Annotated in this window: 16 protein-coding genes and 2 pseudogenes; 8 read left to right on the plus strand and 10 right to left on the minus strand. The window is 71.8% G+C overall.

Annotation, left to right across the window (positions count from 1 at the left end; genetic code table 11):
* Positions 1-232: 232 nt before the first annotated feature.
* Together ElP_RS34470 and ElP_RS34475 are read right to left on the minus strand one after the other, a co-directional pair.
* Positions 233-1,126, minus strand: coding sequence for a sugar phosphate isomerase/epimerase family protein (locus tag ElP_RS34470; RefSeq protein ID WP_145279236.1), 894 nt, complete (start codon positions 1,124-1,126; stop codon positions 233-235).
* A 236-nt stretch (positions 1,127-1,362) separates the two neighbouring features.
* Positions 1,363-2,514 carry an alpha/beta hydrolase-fold protein gene (locus tag ElP_RS34475; RefSeq protein ID WP_145279238.1) on the minus strand — a complete coding sequence of 384 codons (1,152 nt, stop codon included), beginning with the start codon at positions 2,512-2,514 and terminating at the stop codon, positions 1,363-1,365.
* 317 nt (positions 2,515-2,831) lie between these two features.
* On the opposite strand from ElP_RS34475, the gene ElP_RS34480 reads away from it, so the two are divergent.
* Positions 2,832-3,515 carry a Uma2 family endonuclease gene (locus tag ElP_RS34480; protein WP_197447172.1) on the plus strand — a complete coding sequence of 228 codons (684 nt, stop codon included), beginning with the start codon at positions 2,832-2,834 and terminating at the stop codon, positions 3,513-3,515.
* A 368-nt stretch (positions 3,516-3,883) separates the two neighbouring features.
* On the opposite strand, the gene ElP_RS34485 is transcribed toward ElP_RS34480, so the two are convergent.
* From ElP_RS34485 to ElP_RS34495, 3 genes are all read right to left on the minus strand, one after another.
* Positions 3,884-5,263 carry a DUF1501 domain-containing protein gene (locus ElP_RS34485; RefSeq protein WP_145279242.1) on the minus strand — a complete coding sequence of 460 codons (1,380 nt, stop codon included), beginning with the start codon at positions 5,261-5,263 and terminating at the stop codon, positions 3,884-3,886.
* Between the two features lie 26 nt (positions 5,264-5,289).
* A complete protein-coding gene (locus ElP_RS34490) occupies positions 5,290-7,806 on the minus strand; it encodes a PSD1 and planctomycete cytochrome C domain-containing protein (RefSeq protein WP_145279244.1) in 2,517 nt (838 codons plus the stop codon).
* Positions 7,807-8,011: 205 nt separating this feature from the next.
* On the minus strand, positions 8,012-8,407 hold the full coding sequence (locus ElP_RS34495; protein WP_231749907.1) for a hypothetical protein: 396 nt from the start codon (positions 8,405-8,407) through the stop codon (positions 8,012-8,014).
* Positions 8,408-8,545: 138 nt separating this feature from the next.
* Between ElP_RS34495 and ElP_RS40265 the strand changes: the two genes are divergently transcribed.
* Positions 8,546-8,761, plus strand: coding sequence for a hypothetical protein (locus tag ElP_RS40265; RefSeq protein ID WP_231749908.1), 216 nt, complete (start codon positions 8,546-8,548; stop codon positions 8,759-8,761).
* Here ElP_RS40265 and ElP_RS41495 read toward each other — a convergent pair.
* The 3 genes and pseudogenes from ElP_RS41495 to ElP_RS34505 all read right to left on the minus strand — a co-directional run.
* Positions 8,698-8,889 (minus strand): annotated as a pseudogene (locus tag ElP_RS41495) (transposase); the annotation flags it as partial. The gene ElP_RS40265 and the pseudogene ElP_RS41495 sit on opposite strands and share 64 nt — an antisense overlap.
* A gap of 103 nt (positions 8,890-8,992) precedes the next feature.
* Positions 8,993-9,145: a hypothetical protein gene (locus tag ElP_RS39055; RefSeq protein WP_197447174.1), complete on the minus strand. Its 153-nt coding sequence runs from the start codon at positions 9,143-9,145 to the stop codon at positions 8,993-8,995.
* Entirely contained in the window at positions 9,117-10,094 is a 978-nt protein-coding gene (locus ElP_RS34505; protein WP_197447175.1) for an aldo/keto reductase, read from the minus strand. Before ElP_RS34505 ends, ElP_RS39055 begins: the two co-directional genes overlap by 29 nt.
* 478 nt (positions 10,095-10,572) lie before the next feature.
* Here ElP_RS34505 and ElP_RS34510 point away from each other — a divergent pair, with 478 nt between their 5' ends.
* The 4 genes from ElP_RS34510 (at position 10,573) to ElP_RS34525 (ending at position 14,620) form a co-directional block, all read left to right on the plus strand.
* Positions 10,573-11,358 carry an amidohydrolase family protein gene (locus tag ElP_RS34510; RefSeq protein WP_145279253.1) on the plus strand — a complete coding sequence of 262 codons (786 nt, stop codon included), beginning with the start codon at positions 10,573-10,575 and terminating at the stop codon, positions 11,356-11,358.
* A complete protein-coding gene (locus tag ElP_RS34515) occupies positions 11,355-12,140 on the plus strand; it encodes an amidohydrolase family protein (protein ID WP_145279254.1) in 786 nt (261 codons plus the stop codon). The genes ElP_RS34510 and ElP_RS34515 overlap by 4 nt, the downstream gene beginning before the upstream one ends.
* A gap of 67 nt (positions 12,141-12,207) precedes the next feature.
* A complete protein-coding gene (locus ElP_RS34520; protein ID WP_145279256.1) occupies positions 12,208-13,539 on the plus strand; it encodes a DegT/DnrJ/EryC1/StrS family aminotransferase in 1,332 nt (443 codons plus the stop codon).
* A gap of 79 nt (positions 13,540-13,618) precedes the next feature.
* Complete coding sequence (locus tag ElP_RS34525; protein ID WP_145279258.1) at positions 13,619-14,620, plus strand: hypothetical protein; 1,002 nt, start codon at positions 13,619-13,621, stop codon at positions 14,618-14,620.
* Positions 14,621-14,683: 63 nt separating this feature from the next.
* Here the strand turns inward: ElP_RS34525 and ElP_RS34530 are convergent, their stop codons facing one another.
* Both ElP_RS34530 and ElP_RS34535 read right to left on the minus strand, forming a co-directional pair.
* The gene (locus tag ElP_RS34530) at positions 14,684-16,066 is read right to left on the minus strand and encodes a cytochrome P450 (protein WP_197447176.1); all 1,383 of its coding nucleotides are present in this window, start codon (positions 16,064-16,066) and stop codon (positions 14,684-14,686) included.
* A gap of 276 nt (positions 16,067-16,342) precedes the next feature.
* Complete coding sequence (locus ElP_RS34535) at positions 16,343-16,702, minus strand: hypothetical protein (RefSeq protein ID WP_145279262.1); 360 nt, start codon at positions 16,700-16,702, stop codon at positions 16,343-16,345.
* 50 nt (positions 16,703-16,752) lie between these two features.
* Here ElP_RS34535 and ElP_RS34540 point away from each other — a divergent pair, with 50 nt between their 5' ends.
* Positions 16,753-17,559: an IS5 family transposase gene (locus ElP_RS34540; RefSeq protein WP_145279264.1), complete on the plus strand. Its 807-nt coding sequence runs from the start codon at positions 16,753-16,755 to the stop codon at positions 17,557-17,559.
* Positions 17,560-17,640: 81 nt separating this feature from the next.
* Positions 17,641-18,735, plus strand: a pseudogene (locus ElP_RS34545) (IS701 family transposase); the annotation flags it as partial.
* Positions 18,736-18,945 lie beyond the last annotated feature (210 nt).

Below are 18,945 nucleotides of genomic sequence, written 5' to 3' on the forward strand. Positions count from 1 at the left end.
TCGAGTCGCGTTGAGTCGTGCCGGACGGGCAGCGTCCCTGGGTCGCAGGACGGCCCGGGCGTGGGGATGCGACACGATGTCATCACCCCCGGAGGAACCCGGCCCACGACCACGCCATCTCACGACCTGGAATTATTAGAAATGAGTGGACCCTCACGACGCGAATTGTTCGGGGTCATCGGCTGCTCGGCGGCCCCCCTTCGCCTCGACCACTTCGAGCAGTTTCGCTGCCTCAGCCCCTCAGCACGTGCTCGTCCATCCACCGCACGTAGCCGGCCGCGTAGGCATCGAGGTTCTCCACGCTCCCGCCACCCCGGACCGGCGAGCACATCTCGTAATTGGCCACCCCCTCGAACCCACCGTCCCGCAGCCCTCGGAAGAACGCCGGGTAGTCGATGAACCCCTCCCCGAAGGGCACCGCCCGCACCCACTCGGGGCCCGACGCCTCGTAGTTGACCAGCTCCGGACGGTAGCGATACCGCGGCAGCCGGATGTAATCGGCGTTGGTCGTCAGCACCGCGTGCGGCGCCGCCCTCCGCGCCGCCTCGTACAAATCCTCGCCCCGCAGCGCCGGCGACCAGGCGTCGAAGCCCAGCTTGCAGTTGGGCCGCCCGACGTCGTGCAGCAGCTCCAGCAGCGCGTCGGTGTGCACCCCCAGGTCGTGGTGGTTCTGCACGGCGATCGTGACGCCGTGGGGGGCGGCGCGGTCGCAGATCTCCTGGAGCGCCCCCACGACGCGCGGCCACAGCTCCTGGGCCCCCGTCCCGGCGACCTCGTAGGCGGTGAACAGCCGGACGACGCCGGCCCCCAGCCCCTCGGCCAGCCGCGCCAGCGCCTCGGCGTAGGCGATCTGCATCTCCAGGGCGGGCACCTCCGCGGCGCCGACGCCGGCCAGGTCGGTGTAACCGCCCAGGGCCGCGCAACGGATGCGGTGCCGGTCCAGGGCCTCCCGCAGCTCGGCGACCCGCGCCGGCGTGGCGTCCAGGGGGGAGAGGTGGGGACGCTTGCCCATGAGCATCACCGCGTCGTAGCCCAGTCGCGCCGCCCGGGCGATGAACTCCGGCAGGTCCAGGCGGTGCTGGCCCCAGAGGCCGGCATAGCTGACCGAGAAGAGGCAGAGCTGCATGGAGGGGCTCCGCGGGGCGGCGGGGCGGGCGACGGCCGGCGTGGGCCCGGGCCGCCGGACCGGGTGGCGCCGCCTTCGACCCGGACGCCCACCATTCGATCCGCCCGACCGGGGCCCGTCCAGGGGCTACCCCGCATGCGAGCCCGCGGCGCGCCCGGGATGCCGTCGGGCCGCGGCGCACCGGCGGGAAAACTCCCATCGACCCGACCGGCTGAGGCCGACCCGGGGCCGACGCCTCAGTCGCCGAAGAGCAGGGGGGCCAGCTCGTGCAGGCTCCGACGCCACGTCTGCCACTCGTGCGCCGTCCCGGCCGACTCATAGACCACGTGCTCGATCCCCTGCCGTTCCAGCCCCTCGCACATCGTCCGAACCCCGGCGACGAACCGCTCCTCCCCCGTCCCCGCTCCCAGCCACAGCAGCCGCATCTGCGTGTTGAACGCCCCCGGCTCCCCGAACGCCCCGCCATAGGCCGTCTCCACGTCGAACCCCTCCACCGGCGGCGGGCTCATCGCCCCGATCCAGGCGAACTCCTCCCGGTGGCCCAGCCCGATCGTCAACGCCTGCCGCGCCCCCATCGACAGCCCAGCCAGCGCACGGTGCTCCCGCTCGGCCCCCGTCCGGTAGGTCGCGTCGACCAGCGGGATCAGCTCCCCCAGCAGCACCGCCTCGAACCCGACCGGATCGGGGCGGGTGGAGGCCGGCCGGTCGCCTCCCCTGGCCGCCTCGGCATAGCCGCGCTCCATGACCAGCAGCATCGGCTCCGCCCGGCCCTCGGCCAGCAGGTTGTCCAGGATGAAGTTCGCCCGCCCCTGGGCCGTCCACGCCCGCTCGTCCTCGCCCGCCCCGTGCTGGAGGTAGAGCACCGGGTAGCGGCGATCCGGCTCGTCGTCATAGCCCGGCGGGGTGTAGACGAGGGCCCGCCGGACGGTCCCGGTGACCTCGGAGTGATACCACAGGGCGCGCACCTCGCCGTGCGGGACGTCTCGGGCGTCGTAGAAGTCGACCCCCGGCTCGGGGACTTCGACCCCGCTGGTCGGCCGCCCCCAGCCGAAGTACGTCTCGCTGCCCGGGTCGTTGACCGCCACGCCGTCGACCACCAGCCAGTAGTAGTGGAACCCAGGCACCGCCGGCGGCGTGGTGACGGCCCAGGTGCCCTCGGCGTCGCGTCGCATGTCGAAGGGGCCGGGGCCCAGGCCGTTGTCCGCGCCGCCGGGCTGCACGCGGACGCTCGTCGCCTCGGGGGCCCGCAACCGGAAGCTGACCCGGCCGTCGGTGTGGACGCGGGGGTAAGCGGCACCCGGGACGTTGGACGAAGCGGGGATCGAGTCGTCGGCTTGCGCCCCCGCGGGGGCGTGGGCCAGCAGCGCGAGCAAGAGCAGGGGCCCCATGATGCCGCCTCCGGGTGCCTGGACGAGGTGGGTGAGGCGACGGCGACCGGTCGCCGCCTCGGCGTCGAGCATAGACCGGGGTGCCGGGGGGCTCAACCTCCGGCCTGCCCGGGGGTGGGCCGCGGACGGATCGCGTCGGAGGTCAACGCGGCCGAGGCGGCCGCATGGGTCTGGACAAATGTGCCTTCCACGGGCAAGCTGCGAGATGGATCGCCGTCGCCAGGCGGCCGGAGCCATCGCCGGGAGCCGCTCGATCGCTCGCTGCCGGAGAACCAGCCCGACCCCCGGCCGCCGCGCGCCGCCGACGGAGCCATCGCATGAGCACGACGACATCCCGGACGCCCGAAGTCCGGCCGCCGCGGCGCGACGGCCCCGGCGAGCGCCGCATCCTCCTGACCGGCATCGGCCCCGAGCTGTACGAGGCGATCGCCGCGTCCCGCGGAGACGACCCGACCCCCCGGCTGGCCTGGCTCGATGGAGACCTGGAGCTGATGAGCCCCTCCCCCGAGCACGACGACCTGGCCGAGCTGCTCTCGGACTTGGTCAAGATGGTCGCCGACGCGCTGGGGCTGGACTGCCGCCCCCTGCGGACGACGACCTGGCGTCGGCTGGGGCTGGGCCGGAGCAAGGAAGCCGACGCCTGCTTCTTCTTCACCGGCCCGGCGGCCACGCTCGGCCGCGGGCAGCTCGACCTGAAGGCCTTGCCGCCGCCGGACCTGGCGATCGAGGTCGAGATCAGCCCGCCGGAGGTCGACGTCGAGCAGCTTTACGCCGGCCTGGGCGTCCCCGAGCTGTGGCGGCATGACGGCGAGCGGCTCCGAATCCTGCACCTCGGGCCCGACGGCCGCTACGCGGCGCACGACCGATCCCGGCACATCCCCCGGCTGCGGGTCGACGACGCGATGGCCCAGCTCGCGAAGGCCGACACGCTTCCCTCCCGGGCCTGGCGGTCCGAGGTCGGGCGCTGGGCCCGAGAAGAGCTGGCCGATCGCCCCGACTGAGCCCATCCGGGCCGATGCCGCGTCGGTCCGGCTCGGAGATTTTCCGGCCGGGACGTCCCCGATCATGGCGGGGCAGGGGGCTCGGCGTGGTGGACCGACCTCCGGCGGGCGGGTCCGTATCGGGCTCCGCCCCGGCCCGGTGGCCTGAAACCAAGGATCCTGGACGCATGAACGGAGGCCCCAGTTCCCGCCCCCAGAGCCCCACCCCCTTCGCTGTGGTTGCCGGGAACCGCTTCGGGCTGGGCGTCGCCTGCGTCGGGTGACCTGCCGCGCCCCCGGCGGGTCGACCAGCCTGAGGATCTCCGCACGCCCCATCCGTGGATTGGTCGCGTGAGGTGGGCGGCCTCCGGTCATCCGGCGACCTCGCCTCAGGCGATCACGTCGCGGACCACCTCGCCGTGGACGTCGGTGAGCCGGAAGTCGCGGCCCGAGTAGCGGTAGGTCAGGCGGGTATGGTCGAGGCCCATCAGGTGGAGGACCGTGGCGTGGAGGTCGTGGACGTGGACCGGGTCCTCGGCCGGGGTGGCGCCGTACTCGTCGGAGACGCCGTGGCTGGAGCCGCCCTTGACGCCGCCGCCGACGAGGAAGCAGGTGAAGCAGCGGCTGTGGTGGCCCCGGCCGCGCGGCGTGAGGTCCTGCCAGGGGGTGCGGCCGAACTCGGAGCAGCCGACGATCAGCGTCTCGTCGAGCAGCCCGCGACGCTTCAGGTCGGCCACGAGGCCGGCGATCGGCCGGTCGACGTTGCGCGAGAGGGCCCGGTGGTCCTCGATGTCGTTGTGGCTGTCCCAGTTGGTATTCGAGCCGACGTCGAACAGCTCGACGACCCGGACGCCCCGCTCGACCAGGCGTCGGGCGACCAGGCACTGGGCGCCGAACGAGGTCGGGTCGCCGGCGCTCGCGCCGTAGAGGTCGAGGGTCGCCGTCGACTCGCGGGAGATGTCGAAGGCCTCGGGCGCCTCGCGCATCAGGCCGTAGGCGGTGTCGAACGTGGTCATCCGCGAGGCCAGCACGGTGTCGCCGTCGCGGCTCGTGAGGTGGGCCTCGTTCAGGTCGCGGAGCATCAGGCCCTCGAGCTCCTGCCGGCTGACCGAGGCCACCGGGCTCCTGACGTCGGGCATCGGGTCGGGGCCGGGGATGATCCGCACGCCCTTGTGATAGCCGGGCAGGAAGTTCGCGTCCCAGCACTGGTAGGCGTTGTACGGCTCCTTGGCCGCGAGCACGACGAACGACGGCAGGTTGGTGTTCCGCGTCCCGAGGCCGTAGCTGACCCACGAGCCGATGCTCGGCATCGGGATCGTGACCGAGCCGGTATGCACGCCCAGCGTAGCGGCCGAGTGGCCGGCCGAGTCGCCGTGGACGGTGTGCAGGAAGCAGAACTCGTCGACGACCCCGCCGACGTGCTCGAACAGCTCGCTGACCATCTTGCCGCACTCGCCCCGCGGGCGGAACGCGTACGGCGAGGCCAGCACCCTGCGCCTCTGGCTGCCCTCGCCGACCTCCCGGTCGTGGTCGGCCTGGAGTTTCGGCTTGTAGTCGAAGGTGTCGAGGTGCGAGAGGCCGCCGGTCATGAAGAACATGATCAGGTGCTTCGCCCTGGCCGGGAAGTGGCCCGGCCTCGGGGCGAGCGGGTGGGCCGAGTTGGCCGCGGCGGCGATCGAGAGCCGGCGATGGAGGCCCAGCCCTCCGGCCGTGGCGAAGGCCGAGGCCCGGCGGAGCAGGGCCCGGCGGTTCAGTATTTCCGCGGCCATGGGGAAAGCCCTCCTTCGGTCGAGCTTCAGTCCACGTGGAAGAATTCGTTCGAGGCGACCAGCGCGCGGGCCAGCGCGGCCCAGGCTTCGGGTTCGAGAACCCCGTCGGGGCGACCCTCGGCGGCGAGGGCCCCTTCGTACCGCGACAGGAACCGGCCGGCGCGGGCCCGCTCGGCCGCCGTCGGGCCCCGGCCGAAGGCCCGGAGATAGGCCAGGTCCAGGCGACCGGACGGGTCGGGCTCGTCGGAGATCAGGCGGCCCGCGAACCGCGCCGCCTGCTCGTGGACGAAGGGGTTGTTCAGCAGGTAGAGGGCCTGCAGGGCGACCGTGGAGCTGTCTCGCGTGGCGACCGTGGCGCTCGTGTCCGGCCCGTTGAACAGCGAGAGGTAGGGGTGCTTGTGGAGCCGCTGCACCATCAGGTAGACGCTGCGGTGCTCTGACGGGTAGGACGTGTCGTTGAACTGGTGATGCGCCGTGAACGTCCAGGTCCCCACGGGCGGGAACGGGTGGGGGCCGGGGCGGCCGCCCCGCAGGTTGCCGCCCAAGGCGAGCAGGCTGTCGCGCAGGGCCTCGGCGTCGAGCGGCCGGCGGTCGGACCGCCAATACCAGGCGTTGCCGGTATCGATCGCCTCGTTCACCGAGTCGTGCTCGGACGAGAGCCGGTAGGTCTCCGAGAGCATGATCCGCCGGTGCATCGCCTTGACCGACCAGCCCGAGGCGACGAAGTCGGCGGCCAGCCAGTCGAGCAACTCGGGGTGGGTCGGCGGGATGCCCCGGAGGCCGAAGTCCGAGGGCGTCGGCACGATCGGCTTGCCGAAGTGGTGCTGCCAGATCCGGTTGACCATCACCCGGGCGACCAGATCTCGGGGAGGCCCGTCGGTGAGCCACCTCGCCAGCGCGAGCCGGCCGCTCCCGGCCTCGGGCAGGTCGATCGTCCCGGAGGGGTCGAGGACCTCCGGCACGCCGCGGGGCACCTCGACGCCGAGGTTTTGCGGGTCGCCGCCGATCTGGAGCCTCACGTCGGTCGGCTCGCCGTCGCGGACGGCGTAGGCCTTCGGCGCCATGACCTCCGGGCCGGCCTTCTGGAGCTGCTCGATCTCGGAATCGAGCCGCCGATGCCGCCGGTCCAGCGCCTGGGTGGCCCGGGTGAGTCGGAACCGGGCCCTCCCGATCGGGTCGGTGGGCTCGACCCGCCGGCCGCGGGTGGCCAGGTCCAGGGGCTTGGCCTCGCCGGCGACGAACTCCTCCACGGAGAGGGTCAGGCCGAGATCGCGCAGCGTCTCGGTCGCCTCGGCCTCGACCTCGGCCCGCTCGGCCCTGAGTCGGTCGATCGCCTCGGCGTGCTGCGCCGAGTAACCTTGCAGGCGGTCCGGCGGCACCAACGGCGCGAACTCGCTCGGCCGGGTCTCCTCCTCCGCCCCGGCGAAGGGGTACAGGGTGCCGGCGAAGAACCCGTAGAGGGCGTAGTAGTCGCGCGCGGAGATCGGTTCGAACTTGTGGTCGTGGCAGCGGGCACAGCGCAGCGACATCCCGAGCACGGCCTGGCCGGTCGTGTTCAGGGTGTCCTCGATGATCAGGTGCATGTCCTCGAGCTTCTGCGTGCCGATCCGCTTGGCCTGCGCGATGAACCCGGTGGCGATCACGCGGCGGGCGTAGTCGCCTCCCAGGTCGTCGGCGGCCAGGATGTCGCCGGCGAGCTGCTCGTGGAGGAAGCGGTCGTAGGGGACGTCGTCGTTGAAGGCGTCGATGACGTAGTCGCGGTAGAGGTACGCCTCGCGGATCGGGTAGTCGGAGTTGTCGCCGGCCGTGTCGGCATAGCGGGCGAGGTCGAGCCAGTACCGCCCCCACCGCTCACCGTAGCGGGGCGAGGCGAGCAGTTCGTCGACCAGGCGTTCGAAGGCGTCGGGGCGACCGTCGGCGACGAACGCCTCGATCCTGCCGGGCTCGGGGGGCAGGCCGATCAGGTCGAAGTACGCCCGGCGGATCAGGGCCCGGCGGTCGGCCCGCGCCACGGGAGACAGCCCGCGTTCCCGGTGCTTCGCGGCGATCAGCCGGTCGATCGGCCCTTCGGCCCAGCCGGTCGGGTCCTCGGTGGGAGTGACGGGCCGGATCGGCCCGAAGGCCCAGTGGGCCTGACCTTCGATCGGCCGGGACGCGTCGTCCTCCGGCCACGGCGCACCGGCGGCGATCCAGGCCTCCAGGTCGTCCCGGACGGCGCGGGGGAGGGGACCCGAAGGGGGCATTTTCAGCAATTCGTCGGTGTGGCTGATGGCCAGGACGAGCGTGCTCCCCTCCGGGTCGCCCGGGATGACGGCCGGCCCGCTGTCGCCCCCGGCGAGGATGGCCTCGCGCGAATCGAGGCGGAGGCCGCCGCTATCCTTCGCCTCGCCGTGGCACTTCACGCACGTGCCGGCGAGCACCGGCCGAACCTTGAGCTCGAAGAAGGTCTCCGACGTTCCCTCGGGCTCCGACGCGAGGGCCGTCGCCACCCCACCGGAGGCCAGTGACGTCGTCAGGACCAGTCCGAGGATCGTCCGGTTCATGTCATGTCTCTCCCCTTGCCGTGGGCTGAGGATTGTTGTTGAACAACTGTAGCGTATCAGTCGAATTGGCACAAATGGGTCTCGGCCGGAAGTCACATCCTCCCCCCCTTCGAGTGGCGAGACCCTCGATGCAGTTGCCGGTTCCGCTCCCCTCGTCCGAGCGAATCTCGGGCGTCATTGTCGGCGTGCCGTCGGGCCCTCTGGACTACGTCTCGATCGCCTTCAGGGCCGCCAGGCTCACCGTCGGGCCGTCCATCCCCAGCAGCATCTCGTGGTGCACGATGAAGCGGGAGTACTCGTCCAGGAATGCCACAGAGTCGTCGACCCGGCCCCCGACGTGCTCGTGCATCAGGTCGGTGCGCCAGCGTTGATCGGGCCGGGTCGCCCGCTCCTCGACGGCCTTTTTCTTGTTGGACCGCCGCCAGAAGCAGACCAGGTTCGCCTGCTTCAGGATGCGGGAGACCTCCGGTGGGCTCAGGGACGCCGCTTCCTCGTCGGCCAACCTCCGGGCCGGTTCCCGATGCCGCAGCTCGGGGTGCTTGCGGACGTAGTCGACCACCGCCTTCTTCTCCTCGGAGAGGGCCTCGTACGGCGATACCACGGGGGGCGGCGCGGCGGCCCGCTGCCTGGCCCAGGCTCCCTCCTTGAGTCAGCGATCGTAGCTCCGCGGCGCGATCCCCACGCCGAGGCTCTTCTCGACCGGCCAGCCGCCGCGAAACTTCGCCCGCTCGGCCTCCTCGTGGACCCGCTCCTGAAGCTCGGCCGGCAGCCGGCCGAGGTCCTCTCGCCCGAGCGCCCCTCTTTCGGGTGGAGGTTCTCGGCGGTGATCTCGGCGATCACGCTCTTGAGCCGCTGGACCTCGGCCTCGCGACGCTGCTCCTGGTCATTGGGTCGACCCCTGCGGTCCTCGAACACGCGGGCCGCCGACCCGAGCAACTGTTTCTTCCAGGCGTAGAACTGGATCGGGTTGAGCCCCTCGCGTCGGCAGAGGTCGGAGACCTCGACGTTCGGTTCCATGCCGTTCAGCACGATCCGCAGCTTCTCCGCGGCGGTCCACGACCGCCGCTTCCCGTTCCCGCTCATGGTTCGTCCTCCAGGTCGTCATCATCGCACCCCTGAAGGAGGCTGATTCCTTACCGAGGCTCTGTGCCACTTGGGCTGACACACTCTATTGGGCTGACACACTCTACATGCAGCTCTCCAGGCCCCAGTGCGGCGCCGGCGCCTGGTACAGCTCGACGAGGTGCTCGTCGATGCGACGCAGCTCCATCGGCGCGTTCCTGGGGCGGCCTCCCGAGTCGGACGAGGCATCACCCGCCCCGGTACCTGGGCCGCTCAAGCAGGCCCACCTTCGTCGGCTCCTCCTTCCAGTCCTCGAGCTGCGGCCCCTGGAGGCCCTCGGCCCGCTGGCGGAGGGCCGCCATCCGCTGGTCATCGAGCGGCTCGAGCGCCTGGGCGATCCGGACGTCGTCCTCGAGCTGGCCGATCGTCGTGCAGCCGACGGCCGTGCAGTGGATCGGCAGGCTCAGGACGTAGCTCAGGCACTCCTTCACGCTGAAGCCCTGGAGCAGCTTGGCGTTGGCGAGGTTCTTCATCCCCTGGATGCCCATGCCGCGCTCCACCGCCACGGGCAGCACCTGCCGCTCGAAGCTCATGAAGTGCGGGTCGGCGACGTGCAGGGGCATCAGGATCGAGTCCCACCGGTCGTAGGCCCGGAGCATCGCCAGGTGGGCCTCGGGGTCGGAATGGCCGGTGAAGCCGATGAAGCGGCACTTGCCCGCCTTCTTCGCGGCCTCGAACGCCTCGATCGCCCCGCCCGGCGCGAAGACCTGCTCGACCTCCCCCCGGTTCCGGATGCCGTGGACCTGCCAGAGGTCCACGTAGTCGGTCCCGAGCCGCCTCAGCGAGAGGTCCAGCTCCGCCTCGGCCTCCCGGCGCGTGCGCTGGGTGGACTTGGTGGTGAGGAAGACTTGCTGGCGGACTGCCGGGAGGACCTTGCCGTAGATCTCCTCGGAGTGGCCGCCCCAGTAGCTGTGCGCCGTGTCGAAGTAGTTGATGCCGAGCTCCACGGCGCGGCGGGTCAGCGCGATCGCCTCCTCATCGGAGGCGATGAGCGGGAAGCGGCCGCTGGCCAGGCCGATGACGGTGAGCTCGACTCCGGTCTTGCCGAAGGCACGCTTCGGGATCTCGCCGGCCTCGGGGGCGGGCTGCTGGGCGCGGATCGCCCGGCCGCCCAGCGCGGCGCCGAACCCTCCGACCAGGCCGCCGATCAGTGTCCTGCGTCGCATGGATGTTCCTCCGCTGGATCGACGGGCTCGCCGCTCGCGAAGGGTCGCGAACGCGGTGCCCGTCCGGGTCATGGTCCCGGATGTGCCCGATGAGGGTCGTTCGACTCGACGGCCTTCCCCATTCGACCCACAGCCGCAATTGGAATCGAGCCGATCCCGTCCTTCAAGGCCGCTCCGCCCCGGGGCCGGCCCCCGGGGAAACCGTGTCCTGGCGCCGGTTCCCCGAGCCCCGGGACGCCACCACGGGCCGGGTCTGGTGGGCGACCGGCCGGCGAGGCGGCCCGCCGCCCCGTGCCGGCGGTGCCCCGACCTTCCCTCCCGACACGGCAACGAGCGTGCCGGATCCCCGGACGTCCGCATGCAGCAGGGAACGGCCCTCCCGGGCAGGAGGCTTGATGGAGGCGGCGAATCGACGATCATGGGCAGCTGACCGACGAGAGACCTGCAATCCGCCGAGCGTTGCGAGAGGGGACGGCCCGTGGAGATCTGGGACCTGCACTGCCACCTCTCCGGTGTCCCGGGGCGCACGCCCGACGAGCGCATGGCCCGGCTCATCGAGTACGCCGACCGCATGGGCATCGCCCGACTCTGCGTGTACATGGGCATGAGCTGGTCCTACGACCCGTCCCCCGACGACTTCCGACGGCAGAACGACGAGGTGCTCCAGGCCCTCAGCCACTGGCACGACCGGGCCTTCGGCTTCGCCTACGTCAACCCGAACCACCTCGAGGCGAGCCTCGCCGAGATCGACCGCTGCATCCGCGACGGGCCGATGGTCGGCGTCAAGCTCTGGGTCGCCCGGCGGGCGGACGCCCCGGAGCTCGACCCGATCGTCCGCCGCGCCACCGAGCTCAATGCCGTGGTCTTCCAGCACACCTGGATCAAAGCGACGGGGAACCTCCCCGGTGAATCGACGCCCATGGAGCTTGCGGCGCTGGCGGCACGGCACCCGGACGCCACGCTCATCTGCGGCCACACCGGCGGCGACTGGGAGCAGGGCATCCGGGCCGTCCGGGCCCACCGGAACGTCGCCGTGGACCTGGCCGGCGGCGACCCGGTGGCCGGCATCACCGAGATGGCAGTGCGCGAGCTGGGCGCCGGGCGCGTCCTCTACGGCAGCGACGCGGGAGGCCGGAGCTTCGCCTCGCAGCTCGCCAAGGTGCAGGGAGCCGACATCCCCGAGGAGGCGAGGCGGCTGATCCTCGGGGGCAACCTCCGTCGCCTCCTGGGGCCGATCCTCGAGGCGAAGGGGGTGCACCCGTGACCGGCCCGATCGTCGACGTGAACGTCAACCTGGGGCACTGGCCCGCCCGCCGGGTGCGCGGCGACGAGATCGGGGAGCTCGCCGCGAGGCTCCGCGCGAACGGCGTGGCCGAGGCCTGGTCCGGGAGCCTCGACGGCCTGCTCCACAAGGATCTGGCCGCCGTGAACGCCTGCCTGGCCGACGCCTGCCGCCAACAGGAGGGCGTCCGCCTGGTCCCCTTCGGATCGGTCAACCCGATGCTCCCCGACTGGGAGGAGGACCTGCGGCGCTGCGTCGAGGAGCACGGCATGCCGGGCATCCGCCTCCACCCGAACTACCACGGCTACGCGCTGGACGACCCCGAGTTCGCCCGGCTACTCGAGCTCGCCTCGGGGCGCCGCCTGATCGTGGCCATCGCCCTGGCCATGGAGGACGAGCGGATGATGCACCCGATGCTCCGGGTGCCGCCGGTGGAACCGGGGCCGCTCGCCGGCCTGGTCCCGCGGATTCCGGGCGCCCGGCTGCTGCTGCTCAACGCGCTGCGCACCCTGGGCGGGGAGCGGCTCGGCGCGCTGCTGCGGGCCGGCGACGTGTCGGTGGAGATCGCCACGCTCGAAGGCGTCGGCGGCGTGGCGCGCCTCCTCGACGAGGTCCCGCTCGAGCGGGTCCTCTTCGGGTCGCACGCGCCGTTCTTCTACTTCGAGGCGGCGCCGCTGAAGCTCCGGGAGTCGGACCTTTCGCCGTCGCAGCTCCAGGCGGTGCGGCACGGGAACGTGCGGCGGCTGCTCCCGGCGAGCCCTTGAATCCCGCCTCCCGGGAGGAGAGGTTGTCGATGGAGACGGATCACCCGCACGGAACCGGAGCCCGGCCATGACCCCCAGGGGCCATCTCTCGCGACGCCACTTCCTCGCCGCCTCGTCGGGGGCCCTGGGCGCGAATACCCTTCGCGGCCAGGAGGCCGGGGACGACCCGGCCCCCGACGGGCGCCTGGCCATCGACGGCGGCCCGAAGGCCGTGCGCGAGTCGCCGCCGAGGCCCCGACGCTGGGGCGAGCCCGAGCGCGAGCGGCTGGAGGCGATGCTCGGGCAGGACTCGCTCTTCTACTGGAAGGGGCCGCAGACGGGGCTCCTGGTCGAGCGATTCCGCGAGGCCTGCCCGCTGGAGTACGTCATGACATGCTCCTCGGGCACCGCGGCGCTGCACATCGCCGTCGCCGCCGCCGGCATCGCGCCCGGCGACGAGGTGATCACCAGCCCCGTGACCGACATCGGCACCGTCATCGGCGTCCTCTACCAGCAGGCCGTCCCGGTCTTCGCCGACCTGGGGCGGAACACCTACAACCTCGACCCCGAGGACGTAGCAAGGCGGATCACCCCCAGGACCCGGGCGATCATCGCCGTCCACCTCGCCGGCAACCCGTGCGACCTGGACGCCCTGAAGGCCCTGGCCGACGAGCATGGCCTGGCCCTCATCGAGGACTGCGCCCAGGCCTGGGGGGCTCGGTATCGCGGGCGTCCGATCGGCACGATCGGGCACATCGCCTGCTTCTCGCTCCAGGACTCCAAGCACGTCACCTGCGGGGACGGCGGCGTCGTGGCCTCGAACGAAGAGCGTTATGGCCCCCGGCTCCAGCGCTTCGGCGACAAGGGCTTCGACCGCCTCGGCTCGAGCGGACTCTTCGAATCGTTCGCCACGAACTACCGCATGAGCGAGCCGCAAGCGGCGGTCGCCTCGGCGCAGCTCACGCGCCTGGAGGGGATCGCGGCGAGGCGGGCGCGCCTGGGCGACCTGCTCACCGAGGGGATCGCGGGCCTGCCCGGGATCGAGCCGCACGCGGTCCGCGCCGACGACCGCTGCACCTACTGGTTCTCCATGTTCCGCCTCCGCCCGGGGGCGATGCGATGCGACCGGGCGGAGTTCGTCCGGGCGCTGGTCGCCGAGGGCGTGCCCGCGACGGCCGGCTACATCCCATTGCCGCTCTACGGGAACCCGGTCTTCCGGGAGCACGGCTTCTTCGCCGGGCGATGGCCCGTGAAGGAGCTGGGGCTGACGACGATGGACTACGAGGCGGTCTCCTGCCCGGAGGCCGAGGCGATCCTCGAGTCCGGCGTCCGCGTGGCGATCCACGAGGGGATGGACGAGGCGTACATCCGAGGAGTCGCGGCGGCCGTGCGGAAGGTGGCGTCGCACTACTCGGCCTGAGGCACGTCACCGACACGATGGACCCGAGCTCGCACCCGCCCGATCGCGGTGGCCCGTCCCCGCGTCGGCCGGAGAGGAGATGCTGACCATGCCACAGTCGGAGGACCGCCCACGCGAGGTGCGGCGCAGCGGACGTCGCGACCTCCTCCGGGCCGGAGCCCTGTCTGTCCTGGGGAGCGGGCGGGTCGACGTCCTCTCGGCCCGGGCGGACGGGATTGCGCCCGCGGAGCCGGGGCGCGAAGCGGCCAGGGACGGGAGCCCGCGGGCGGTCTGCCTCCCCGCGCACTACTACCAGCAGTTCGACGCCGACCCCGGCCTCGGCGTGCCCGCAGAAGGGTACGGCGGCTGGAAGCGCGAGCCGATCGACCTGGCGTGGGACCGCACGGCGCTCGTCGTCATGCACGCCTGGGACTGCGGGACGCGTGATCAATACCCGGGCTGGTACTGGGCCGTGGAATACATCCCCCGCGCCGAGGCCATCTGCCGGACGGTCTTCCCCCGGCTGCTGGGTGCGGTGCGCCGGGAGGGCTTCCGCCTCTTCCACGTCGTGGGCGGCGGCGACTACTACCGGTCCCTTCCCGGGTATCGGAGGGCCGTGGAGCTCGCGGGCCCGTCGCCGGCGCCGCCGGAGCAGATCGTCGCCGACGAGACCCTCCGGCGCCTCCGAGAGTTCCGCTCGGGGAGCGTGTACGTGGGCCCGCACAACGAGGAGGACGTGCGTCGCGGATTCGCCGCGCTCGACTTCGCGCCGCAGGCCCGGCCACGGGGGGACGAGGGGGTCGCCGAGGACGGGCACCAGCTCTTCGCCCTCTGCAAGCACCACGGGATCAACCACCTGATCTATGCCGGCTTCGCGATCAATTGGTGCCTGCTCATGTCGCCGGGCGGGATGCTGGACATGTCGAGGCGCGGCCTGATATGCTCCGCGATCCGCCAGGCGGTGACGGCGGTCGAGAACAAGGAGACGGCCCGGGGCGAGCTGTGCAAGGAGATCGGCCTGTGGCGCGTGGCGCTCGCCTTCGGGTTCGTCTTCGACCTGGACGACTTCGTCTCCGCGATCTCGGGCGAGCAGGCACCGTAGCCGCACGACCTCCTCGGCCCCGTCGTCGTCGGCCGCCCGCGAGCGATCGGCCCTCGCGGCGGATCAGGGGGGCGTGATCGACCCCTCGACGACCACCTGCGCCCCGTCGTCGGGCCCGAGCACCAGCCCGTACCGCCTGGCCCGCGACCGCGCCCCGGCGGGGCGGGCCAGCCGCACCCGGCCGAAGAGCGTGGCGAGCAGGACCTTCATCTCGTAGAGCGCGAACGGCATTCCCAGGCAGACCCGGTTGCCGCCCCCGAAGGGGAACCACTCGTGCGGACCGTACTTCCGCCCCAGGAACCGTTCCGGGCGGAACTGCTCCGGCTCGGGGTAGAGCTCCTCGCGGCGGTGGACCAGGTAGGAGCACGGGCAGAGGACCACGCCGGGCGGGTACTCCCGCCCGCCCGCCGAGAACGGCCGCACGGCCTTGCGCACCACGAAGGGGACCACCGGGCTGTGCCGCAGGCTCTCGCGGATCGCCGCGTCGAGGTACTCCAGCGCCGGCAGCTGCTCGGCCCCGGGCGGCCCGCCGCCGGTGACCCGACGCAGCTCGTCGCCGATGCGATCGACGACCTCCGGGCGCGGCACGAGGTCGACCAGCGCCCAGGCCAGCGCCAGGGCGGTCGTGTCGTGGCCGGCGATCAGGATCGTGATCAGCGCGTCGCGGACCTCGCGGTCCGCCAGCGGCGAGCCGTCCTCGTGCGTCGCCGCGAGCAGGTCGTCGAGCACGTTCGCGCCGCCCGAAGCTCGCTCGCCCCTCCGCCGGGCGGCGATGAAGGCGTAGAGGTCGTCGTCGAGGTCGGCGAGCTGCCGGAACAGCGGCACCCACCGCGACCCGCTCAGCCGTTGGATCGGGACGACGGTCATCATCACCAGGGCGTACCGCTGGCGGCCGTTGGAGAGGAATCGCTCCATCTTTCGCTCGAAGCGGTCCATCTCCGGGCCGGGGGCCAGGCCCATCGCCGTGCGGAGGATGACCCGCAGCGTGATCCGCCGCATCTCCGGCAGGGCGGGGAACGGCGAACCGGGCGGCCAGGCCCGGATGGCCTCGAGCGTCTCCAGCCGCATGGCGTCGAAGAAGGCCCGCATCCGCTCGCCCTTGAGCGGCGGGACCAGGACGCGGCGCTGCCGGGCGTGCGGGACCTCGTCGAGCACCAGCACCGAGTGCCGGCCGACCGTCGCTGTGAACAGCTCATTAGCTTCGCCCGAGTGGAGCACGTCCGGGTCGGCGCGGAAGACCTCGCGGACGGCCTCCGGGTCGGAGAGCATGACGAAGCGGCCGTTGCCGGCGATGTCCAGCGTGAAGGCGTCGCCGAAGCGGCGGTGGCACTCCTCGAGCAGCCCGAGCGGGTCGCCCGCGAAGCGGACGAGCTGCCACCAGGTCGGCGACGTGGGCCCGGGCGGCAGCGCGGGCACGGAGGACGGAGAGGCGAGCGTCCGGGGCATGGGTCCTGTCCTGCGGGCAGGGCGAGTCTGGAGGAACACCATCCCGCGTCCGGGGTCACGGGCGAACGTCGGGATCCTCCCCATTGTTCACGAGGCGACCGGGCCGTTCGATCACAAACCGGGCCGCGATGGTCGCAGGGAGCGTCCTGAAGCCGCTGGCCGCTGGCCCGAGGAGGACGAGTCGCCTCACGGCACGTCCGGTGCGCCGCGTCCTTCGACGGCCGCGTCGCCTCGGCGCTCGCCTGTCGGTCTCGGCCAGTCCAGGTGGCGGTAGAGTTAGTCGAACGTGCCCTCACCGTTGATCGTGTGGCCGCCATTGAAGAACTCGATGGCTGTCCGGTCGGAGAGCCCGAGGTTGTCGTAGACCCATCGCACCATCGCGTACTCCACCGCCACCCACTCGTCGGGGGCGAGGCCTTCGTGGTGGCCGCGATCGACTATGAACGGCCGGGGCACCATCAAGTACGCCAATTCCGCGCAGTTGAACGTATTACTCATGTTGAAGTAGGTAAACTCACACTCTATGGTGAACATGAAGCTGTAGTCGCTGTCGGTCGAAGCGACCTTGCCCGTCGAGTCGTTGAAGTCGCCCGAGCAGATCGACAGATAAGAAGCCCTGACAAAACCGTGTGGCATGGAGTTTGCGCCCTGGTGCTGTTTTCCTCCGAACCGAAGGAGACACCACCATGGCGAGCGCCCACATGCCGGACGAGTTCTTCGATCTGGTTGCCCACCACCTGCCGCCGGAACCGGCCATCGGCCCCTACGGCGGGCGTCCGCCGATCGGGCACCGGGTCGCCCTGCGTGTCATCTGGTTCGTCCTGGCCACCGGCAATCGCTGGGAGGATGTCCCGCAGGAACTCGGCTGCTCAGGTCGCACCGCCCATCGCCGGCTGCGGGCCTGGGAGGAGGCCGGCATCTGGGACCGCCTCCATGCCGACCTGCTGAGGCTGCTCCGCAAGGCTGGCAAGCTGGAGACCGACACGGTGGTCGTCGACGGCGTGACGGTGCGGGCCTTCGGCGGCGGCGAGGCGACCGGCCCGAGCCCCGTCGACCGCAGCAGGAAGGGCACGAAGCACACGGTGATGGTCAGTCGCACCGGAGTGCCGCTGGCGATCCGCACCGCCGGGGCCAACGAGAGCGACCACCGCCAGATCATCCCGCTGGTGCTCGACTTCCCGAGCGTCGCCGGCAAACCGGGCAGGCCGAAGCAGTTGCCGGATGACCTGTATGCCGACCGGGGCTACGACAGCGAGGGGACGAGGGCGTTACTGCGTTGGATAGGCATCGAGCCGCACATCGCCAAGCGTCGGACACCGCACGGCAGCGGGCTGGGCAAGGTCCGCTGGGTGGTGGAGCGGACGATCGGCTGGATCAAGGGCCTGCGGCGGATGCGGGTGCGGTACGACCGGCTGGGGGTGATCCAGGACGCCTGGACGACCCTGGCGGCCTGTGTCATCTGCTTCCGTATCCTCCACCAGGATGTGATGTGATTCACCCGGTTTTGTCAGGGCTTCTAATGCTACTCCGTTAAATCATACGAACGATCGACTGCTGCGGTTCGTACCGAGGGTATGAACCGGACCTACACCCCCGACTTAAACCCCGACGTCCTCGACCGCCTCGCCGCGTATGCCGCCTCCTTCCGCGCCGACTTCAACCGGCCCCGCCAGGCCGCCTGGTGCGGCGTCTACCTCCGCGGCCTGGTCCAGGACGGGGACCGCAAGAGCGTCGAGCCGATGGCCGCCCGCGTCCCCCTGTCGGAGGGGCTCGACGTCGCCGACCCCGACCAGGCCCTGCAGCAGTTCCTCGGCCAGAGCACCTGGGACGAGCAAGCGGTCCTGAGCCGCTACCGGGCCACGATGGCGGCGAAGTTCGCCGACCCGGCCGGCATCTTCGTGATCGATGACACCACCTTCCCCAAGCAGGGCACGCACTCCGTCGGCGTGCAGCGGCAGTACTGCGGCGCCCTGGGCAAGAAGGCCAACTGCCAGTGCGCCGTCAGCGTCCACTACGTCGCCCCGAGGGGGCACTACCCGCTGAACATGCGGCTCTACCTCCCGGAGGGCTGGCTGGCCGACCCGAAGCGACTGGATAAGGCCAAGGTGCCCGAGGCCGAGCGGCGGTCGCTGACCAAGGGTCAGATCGCCCTGGAGTTGCTCGACCGCATCCGCGCCGAAGGGCTGCCGGGCGGGCTCGTCGTGGCCGACAGCGGCTACGGCGTCTCGGGCCCGTTCCGCGACGGCCTGGCCGAGCGGGGCCTGCACTACGTCGTCGGCGTGACCGACGAGATGCTGGTCTTCACCGAGGAGCCGAGGTGGGACGAGCCCAAGGCCGGGACGGGCGGGCGGCCGCAGAAGCGGCGTCGCCTGGCCGAGGGCTCGCCCCGGCCGGTGGGCCTGAAGGAGCTGGCGGCGCGGACGCCGCGCCGGAAGGTGACGTGGCGGGAGGGGACCAAGGGCCCGATGTGGGGCCGATTCGCCTGGCTGCGCGTTTGGCCGGGCCAGGGATGGGCGACAGGCGATTGCGCCGGGGCGGAGCCGATCTGGCTGCTGATCGAGGAGCAGGCCGACGGCAAGCTGAAGTACGCCTTCAGCAACCTCCCGGCCGATACCAGCCGGATCCGCGCGGTGCGCCTGTGGCGGAGTCGCTGGCCGGTGGAGACGTGCCAAGCAGACTGCACCTCAAGCGACCGGTGGTGCAGCACCCCCGGCGGCGGTTACGATCAGCGCCGCCGCGCTGCTTGAGCTGGCGGCGTGGTGCCGACATCACCTGACCTCGGCATCGGGAGACATCGCATGTCCGTCGCCCCCCGTCACAACGCTCCCCCCCGCGCCTGACGACGGCGCCCTGCCCACCGCCGACGGTCGCACCGACGA

Source organism: Tautonia plasticadhaerens (assembly GCF_007752535.1).
In the GTDB taxonomy this organism is placed as follows: domain Bacteria; phylum Planctomycetota; class Planctomycetia; order Isosphaerales; family Isosphaeraceae; genus Tautonia; species Tautonia plasticadhaerens.